This is a genomic window from Streptomyces sp. NPDC104313 (assembly GCF_055583985.1).
This window is the reverse complement of record NZ_JBVJMW010000004.1, coordinates 618,272-625,524: the sequence shown is the minus strand read 5'-3', so window position 1 is coordinate 625,524 and position 7,253 is coordinate 618,272. Positions and strand designations below refer to the sequence as shown.

Genomic DNA, 7,253 nt, shown 5'->3' with positions numbered 1-7,253 from the left:
ACCGAGTCCCACCGAGTCCCACCGAGTCCCACCGAGTCCCACCGAGTCCCACCGAGTCCCACCGAGTCCCACCGAGTCCCACCGAGTCCCACCGAGTCCCACCGAGTCAGCGTAGGACCAACGTCAGCGCCGTGCCGAGGCAGGTCGCCGCGCCCACCGCGCCGGCCGAGACGGCGACGCAGCGGGCCCGGAGCCGGACATAGCGCCCGGCGTACTCCTCGCGCAGTTCGTCCACGCGGGCCCGGATGTGGGACAGCGACTCCCGTGAAGCGGCGACGCGTTCGGCGATGAACACCCGCTCGACGTCCTCACGCTGCGCTGTGGTCAACCAGGGCAACCGGTCGGTGAACCGGCGCGCCTGTCGTCGCGCGCGCTCGATCTCGGCGTTCCACAGCAGAAAGCCCTCCAGTCGCGCCAGGCCCCGGGCGTAGTCCTTGTCAGGTTTCAACCCGTCCTCCTATCCGTCGCTTCGTCAATGCCGGGGCCCCATTCACTCGTGCCGGTCACCCGGGGCGACGATCGTGGAGTTCCGGGGGCGGTTGGTCGCGTCCTCCAGGGATCGGACCGCCGGGTGGTGCAGGTCGAACGCCGGCGATTCGGAGCGAATCCGTGGCAGAGTCACGAAGTTGTGCCGGGGCGGCGGGCAGGAGGTAGCCCATTCCAGCGAACGGCCGTAGCCCCACGGGTCGTCGACCTCAACCTTCTTGCCGTACTTGGCGGTCTTCCAGATGTTGTAGAAGAACGGCAGGATCGAAAGGCCCAGCAGGAAGGAGGAAATGGTGGAGATCGTGTTCAGCGCTGTGAAGCCGTCGGCGTCGAGATAGTCCGCGTAGCGTCGCGGCATGCCCTCGGCGCCGAGCCAGTGCTGAATGAGGAACGTCCCATGGAATCCGACGAAAAGCGTCCAGAACGTCATCTTCCCGAGCCGTTCGTCCAGCATCTTTCCGGTGAATTTCGGCCACCAGAAGTGGAATCCGGCGAACATGGCGAACACCACGGTGCCGAATACCACGTAATGGAAGTGGGCGACGACGAAGTACGAGTCGGAGACATGGAAGTCCAGGGGCGGTGAGGCGAGGATGACCCCGGTCAGACCGCCGAACAGGAAGGTGACCAGAAACCCGACGGCCCAGAGCATCGGGGTCTCCAGGGAGAGCGATCCCTTCCACATCGTGCCGATCCAGTTGAAGAACTTCACCCCGGTCGGCACGGCGATGAGGAAGGTCATGAACGAGAAGAATGGCAGCAGCACTCCGCCCGTGACGAACATGTGGTGCGCCCACACGGTCGCGGACAGGCCCGCGATGGCGATGGTGGCCGCGACCAGGCCGATATAGCCGAAGACCGGCTTGCGACTGAAGACCGGGAAGATCTCGGTGACGATGCCGAAGAACGGCAGGGCGATGATGTAGACCTCGGGGTGGCCGAAGAACCAGAACAGGTGCTGCCACAGCAGGGCGCCTCCGTTGGCCGCGTCGAAGACGTGCGCGCCGAACTTGCGGTCGGCCTCCAGCGCCAGCAGGGCCGCGGCGAGGACCGGGAAGGCCAGCAGGACCAGAACACCGGTCAGCAGGACGTTCCAGACGAAGATCGGCATGCGGAACATCGTCATACCGGGTGCGCGCAGGCAGATGATCGTGGTAATGAAGTTGACCGAGCCGAGGATCGTACCGAAGCCGGAGAACGCGAGGCCCATGATCCACATATCGGCGCCGATACCCGGCGAGCGGACCGCGTCGTTGAGCGGGGAGTAGGCGAACCAGCCGAAGTCCGCGGCGCCCTGCGGGGTGAGGAAGCCGGCCACCGCGATGAGCGAACCGAAGAGGTACAGCCAGTACGCGAACATGTTCAGCCGGGGAAACGCCACGTCGGGCGCGCCGATCTGCAGCGGCATGATCCAGTTCGTGAATCCGGCGAACAGCGGCGTCGCGAACATCAGCAGCATGATCGTGCCATGCATCGTGAACGCCTGGTTGAACTGCTCGTTCGAGATCAGCTGGATACCTGGCCGGGCCAGCTCGGCCCGCATCACCAGCGCCAGGAGCCCTCCCACGCAGAAGAACGCGAAGGAGGTGACGAGGTAGAGCGTGCCGATTGTCTTGTGGTCCGTGGTGGTCATCCACTTGATGACCACGTTGCCGGGTTCACCGCGCCGTACCGGCATTTCGTCCTGGTCGGCGGTATCGGTCTCCACCGGTTGCGAGATGCCCCTCGTCGTCACTACGACGCTCCTTCGGTCGACGGCCCGTGTGGACTCGGCGACCAGAATGGACCCGCGGCGATCGGTGCGGTGGGACATCCTTCCCCGTCCGGGGCGAGCAGCCGACAAGGACACTCATATGGCCTACGGCGAACGCTCCGTCCTCGACCGGCGCAACCGAAAGTACCTGTCAACGTCCGGGAGCCGATCGGATATTCCCTCGCGGGCATCGGAATAGCGCCTCCGGAACCGGAGTTGGCGAACCGACAGAATCACTTCTCATCCACCGCCTCTCTCCTCACCTCCTCACCTCTCTCCACTCGACAAGCTTCGGAAGGTCGGATCCATGAAGATCGGCATCATCGGCGCGGGCAACATCGGCGGCAACCTGACGCGACGACTGACCGTCCTCGGGCATGAGGTCGCGGTCGCCAACTCCCGCGGCCCCCAGACACTCACCGCCCTCGCCGAAGAGACCGGGGCGAAGCCGGTGCCCGCGTCGGAGGCCGCGCGGGGAGCCCAGGTAGTCGTGGTCACCGTGCCGCTGAAGGCCGTGCCCGGCCTGCCCGCCGGATTCCTCGACGGTGCGGCAGAGGGTGCCGCGGTCATCGACACGGGCAACTACTACCCGCAGCAGCGCGACGGCCGCATCGCCGCCATCGAGGACGGGCTGACCGAGAGCCGGTGGACGGAGCAGCAGATCGGCCGCCCCGTGATCAAGGCGTTCAACGGCACATACGCCCAGGACATCCTGGACCGGGGCCGTCCGCAGGGCACTCCGGGCCGACAGGCGCTCCCGGTGGCCGGCGACGACCCGGCGGCCAAGCAGGCGGTCCGCGACCTCATCGACGAGTTGGGCTTCGACACGGTCGACAGCGGCGGCCTTGACGACTCCTGGCGCCAGCAGCCCGGTACCCCGGTGTACGGCAGTCAGGGCGACGTCGACGCCATCGTGAAGGCCCTCTCCGAGGCATCGCAGGAGCGCACGGCGGAGTGGCGCGCCTGACACCGGGGGTCACGCGGGAGGGACGACCGGGCGACCGCTCCGGCCGGGCGGGAAACGGGGGTACCCGCCCGGCCGGAGCGTCAGCCGCCCTCGGACGACGCGCGTCACGGTGGTCCGCACCGAGACCACCGGCTCCTCGGGCAACAGGGCGACGACCGCGGCCTGTACGGCCCGGGTGCCGTACCGCGCCACGGTGGTCCGGCAGCCACCCACGGATGTGCGTGGTGGCACCCCGGAACTACTCCCACCGGCACACCCACAGAATCTACTCACGAGTAAGGTATGGGCTCCGGGATGTCGGCCCACGGCCCGTGCGGCACCCGGGCGTGGCCCGTCAACGGCCGTGAACAAGGAGTCGCACCGTGCCCCGCACCATGTCCGTAGCAGACAGCATCGACATCGACGCCACTCCGGCGCAGGTCTATGAACAGCTCAGCGACCCCACGGCTATGGGGCGTTGGAGCCCGGAGAACCGGGGCGCGACCGTGCACGGCGGGCGTCGTGGTGCGTACGTCGGCATGGTCTTCGAGGGCCGGAACAAACGCGGTGCGGCGCGCTGGACGACACGGTGCACGGTAACGGCGGCCGACCCCGGCGAGCACTTCGCCTTCCGGGTGCACGCGATCGGTCTGCGGCGTCCTCTGCTCCGGGGACCGATCGCCACGTGGGACTACCGTTTCGAGGCGGTGGACGGTGCGACCCGGGTCACGGAGACCTGGACCGACGACCGGCGTCGCTGGCCTGACTTCCTCGCCAACGCCTTCGACCGCGTCGCGACGGGCGGGAGGACTTTCGCGCAGTTCCAGGGCGGCAACATCCGTACGACGTTGAAGCGTCTCAAGGCGGCCCTGGAGGCGGACGTCCGGGAAACCGGAAGCTAGGCGAGCCAGACGGTCGGGTGGGCCAGGTGGTCAGACGGCCCAGTGTGGAGGGCGGCTCAGCGATCCGGGAAGGGCTGTTCTCACATTGCCCTTGGCGGCGTTGAGCTGTGCCTGGGTGAGGAACAGGCTTCCCGTGAGGTCGGCGCCCGAGAGGTCGGCGTCACGGAAGTCCGCACCGATGAGGTCGGCCAGGCGGAGGTCGGCGCCGGTGAGATCGGCGGCGATCAGATAGGCCCCGCGGAGGTCCGCTGCGCGCAGGTCGGCACCGCGCAGACGGGCACCGATGAGGTCGGCACCGCGGTGGTTGTGCTTCTTGCGGCGGGGCGCGGCGGCCCGGGCAAGTGCGCTGGCGCGAAGAAGCAGCCCGGCGACCCGGTCGCGGTGACCCACGACGTCCAGTTCCGCGAAGTCGACGGCCGGGCGGGTGGTGTGCCGTTCCGTCTCTTCCAGGGCCCGGCGGATCTCGGCGTGCAGGGGACGTGCGTCCGGCAGGGCGAGGGCCTCGGTGAGATACCACAGCAGTTCATGGAGCTGACGCATGACCGGGAACACCTGGAACATCTGCGCGGCAAGGTCCGGGGACGAACGCCAGTCACGGCCCCCGTAGGTCACTTGGGAGACCTTCTGGCCGGCGCCGAAGCAGTCGTAAACGGTGCAGCCGGAGAAGCCCTTCGGACGCAGCCTGGTGTGGATGCCACAGCGGAAACAGTCCTGAAGGTTGGGACAGGGTCGCCCCGCATCCTTGTCGATGGCGAAGTCCGCAGAGGCCCTCAGCGTGAGGGCTACGCAGCAGAGAGCAAAACAGTTCGCGCAGTCCGCACGCAGTGCCTCCCGTCCCTTGTCGGGCACGGCGGTCGGTTCGTTGTCGGGCACGGGCGGCGGGTCCTCGCATGGATACGGTGCTGCGGAAAGTACGGGTGCAGAGCACACGAGTCTACCGAGGGGCCCAAGCGCGACGCTCCCGTCGGTTCCTGTCGTCCCTGTCAGCACCTGTCGACCACTTGCGACTCCCAAGGATTCTGTCGGCCGCTGCCGCTGCCGGTGCACACTGGGCACTGTATAGATCGCGAGGGGGACGCATGGGCAGCGAGGAGAGCAGCGGATTCGAGCCCGCGACCGGCGACGGCCCACCGGCCGCCGAGCCTGCGGCACGGGCCGCTTCGGTGCGGACCGCGTTCGAGGGGCTGCTGCAGATCCGTCGGCTCACCGGCGCCGGGCGGCCCGACCTCGTGGCCGCGCCGGCTCTGTGGGAACTGAACCGCCCGGTCAGGGCGATCGCGTTGGCGCTGGAGAACTCGGGGGCCACGCCTTCGGCCGTCGACCCGTCCGGACGCCGTGTGTCGGCCGGATACCGGGTGAGCAACGGGGAGTCGGCAGGTTCGGTACGGGTCGAGTGGTCCGGGCCGCCCGGCAGTGGCGCCGCTCACGACGAGGAGGAGGCGCTGGCCGGCTGCGCTTCGGCCTTGCGGCAACTGGGCTGGACCGTCCTGCTCTACCGAGGGCCTCGCAGACGGCGCTACCTGGAGGTGGAACCGCCGAGCGGGTTGTCCGGCGGGCACGGCCGGGCATGAGGCCGCGTTGTCAGACCCATGGGAGATGCTTGACGGTCCGACAGCTCTGAGGAGGAGATGCTGAGATGGATAACGACGAGCTCGCTGCGGCGCAGGCGTACGTTCGCCTGCTGGAGGCCGCCCGGGCAGCGCTCGCTGACCCCGACGACGCACCGGTCTACCTGCCGCTGCTCACCTCTCCGATGCGGGAGGCCGACCATGCCTTGCGCAGCGCGGGGCTGACGGGCAACGAGGACCGACTGTTCGCTCTCGTACGGGCACTGCAGCCGAGCCTTTCCGGCAGCGACAGATAGGCGGGGCGGAGGGGCACGCGCCGGCCTCTCCTATCCGGCCTCTCCCTCGTTGACGGAGGTGTGCACGGTCCCCGGAGCGAGTCCGAGCTCCTGTTCGCCGGGGCCGAGTGGTGCGAAGAACCGGGCGACTTCCTCGGCGTCGATCTCGGCGAGGGAGCCCGGTTTCCACTGCGGTTCGTTGTCCTTGTCGATGATCCGGGCTCGCACGCCTTCCACGAAATCAGGGTGCTCGAACGCCCGGCTGGAGACACGGAACTCCTGGTCGAGAACGGCCTCCAGGCTGTCGAGACGGGCTGCCCGACGGACTGCGGCGAGCGTGACCTTGAGCGCGAGCGGCGACTTGGTCAGGAGTTCGTCCGCCGCCGCCTCCGCCAGGGGAACACCGCTCTCGCGCAGCTGTCGGAGGATCTCCTCCATGCTGTCCGCCGCGTAGCAACCGTCGATCCAGTCGCGTTGCGCTGCGAGCTCGCCCGCCGACGGCTCTGTGGCGAACCGCTGGACGATGCCCGCCACCGACCTGTCCTGACCGGACGGTTCGCCCAGTGCCTCGGTCAGGGCAGGCAGGAGGCGGGCAGGGACGTGGTGATCGGCCAGACCGCAGAGAACAGCGTCGGCCGCCCCGACGGAACGGCCCGTGAGCGCCAGATGGGTGCCCAGTTCGCCGGGGGCTGTGGCCAGCAGGCGGGTGCCCCCGACGTCAGGCACGAAGCCGATCGCTGTCTCGGGCATGGCGACGCGTGAGCGTTCGGTGACGACACGGATTCCGCAGTGTGCGGACACCCCGACTCCCCCGCCCATCACGATGCCGTCCATCAGCGCGACGTACGGCTTGGGGAATCGGGCGATGCGGGCATTGAGGCGGTACTCGTCACGCCAGAACTCCAGGGACGCACGTCCCGAGGCTCGTGCGTCGTCATGCAGGGCTCGAATATCACCACCGGCGCACAGACCTCGGTCGCCGGCCCCGGACAGCAGTACCGATGCGATCGATTCGTCCTGCTCGGCGCGGGACAGGGCCTCGTCGAGAAGCCGCACCATGGTGTGGCTGAGGGCGTTGAGCGCCCGGGGGCGGTTCAGTGTGAGGTGCAGGCATGTGCCCCTCTTCTCCAGCAGGACGGGCCGGTCGTCGTTCATGCGTGCGCTCCGCTCGCTGAGCTCGTGGACACGTGGGACGCCTTCCATGGTCGCTGACGGCCCTCGGCTGCCGGTCCGCGCCCCCGGAGCGGGTCGGGCGCGGCGGGCCCATGGAGGGCGGAGCCGCCCAGGGGTGGCCGGAGCGGGACACGGGCACGTGAGACTCGG

8 protein-coding genes are annotated in these 7,253 nt (G+C 68.7%); 4 read left to right on the top strand and 4 right to left on the bottom strand.

Annotated features, from left to right (window positions below):
• Nucleotides 1-106: 106 nt before the first annotated feature.
• Nucleotides 107-448 carry a hypothetical protein gene (locus tag ACZ60Q_RS13110; protein WP_469632508.1) on the bottom strand — a complete coding sequence of 114 codons (342 nt, stop codon included), beginning with the start codon at nucleotides 446-448 and terminating at the stop codon, nucleotides 107-109.
• 42 nt (nucleotides 449-490) lie between these two features.
• Nucleotides 491-2,164, bottom strand: a complete 1,674-nt coding sequence (ctaD, locus tag ACZ60Q_RS13105) for an aa3-type cytochrome oxidase subunit I (RefSeq protein ID WP_469632779.1) — start codon at nucleotides 2,162-2,164, stop codon at nucleotides 491-493.
• Nucleotides 2,165-2,471: 307 nt separating this feature from the next.
• Here ctaD and ACZ60Q_RS13100 point away from each other — a divergent pair, with 307 nt between their 5' ends.
• Both ACZ60Q_RS13100 and ACZ60Q_RS13095 read left to right on the top strand, forming a co-directional pair.
• Nucleotides 2,472-3,206, top strand: a complete 735-nt coding sequence (locus ACZ60Q_RS13100) for an NADPH-dependent F420 reductase (protein WP_469632776.1) — start codon at nucleotides 2,472-2,474, stop codon at nucleotides 3,204-3,206.
• Nucleotides 3,207-3,568: 362 nt separating this feature from the next.
• On the top strand, nucleotides 3,569-4,087 hold the full coding sequence (locus ACZ60Q_RS13095; RefSeq protein ID WP_469632506.1) for an SRPBCC family protein: 519 nt from the start codon (nucleotides 3,569-3,571) through the stop codon (nucleotides 4,085-4,087).
• Between the two features lie 30 nt (nucleotides 4,088-4,117).
• On the opposite strand, the gene ACZ60Q_RS13090 is transcribed toward ACZ60Q_RS13095, so the two are convergent.
• Complete coding sequence (locus ACZ60Q_RS13090) at nucleotides 4,118-4,960, bottom strand: pentapeptide repeat-containing protein (protein ID WP_469632504.1); 843 nt, start codon at nucleotides 4,958-4,960, stop codon at nucleotides 4,118-4,120.
• Between the two features lie 206 nt (nucleotides 4,961-5,166).
• On the opposite strand from ACZ60Q_RS13090, the gene ACZ60Q_RS13085 reads away from it, so the two are divergent.
• Together ACZ60Q_RS13085 and ACZ60Q_RS13080 are read left to right on the top strand one after the other, a co-directional pair.
• The gene (locus tag ACZ60Q_RS13085) at nucleotides 5,167-5,658 is read left to right on the top strand and encodes a hypothetical protein (protein WP_469632501.1); all 492 of its coding nucleotides are present in this window, start codon (nucleotides 5,167-5,169) and stop codon (nucleotides 5,656-5,658) included.
• 65 nt (nucleotides 5,659-5,723) lie between these two features.
• Nucleotides 5,724-5,951: a hypothetical protein gene (locus ACZ60Q_RS13080; protein WP_469632498.1), complete on the top strand. Its 228-nt coding sequence runs from the start codon at nucleotides 5,724-5,726 to the stop codon at nucleotides 5,949-5,951.
• Between the two features lie 30 nt (nucleotides 5,952-5,981).
• Here the strand turns inward: ACZ60Q_RS13080 and ACZ60Q_RS13075 are convergent, their stop codons facing one another.
• Nucleotides 5,982-7,085: an enoyl-CoA hydratase/isomerase family protein gene (locus ACZ60Q_RS13075; RefSeq protein ID WP_469632495.1), complete on the bottom strand. Its 1,104-nt coding sequence runs from the start codon at nucleotides 7,083-7,085 to the stop codon at nucleotides 5,982-5,984.
• Nucleotides 7,086-7,253: the final 168 nt, after the last annotated feature.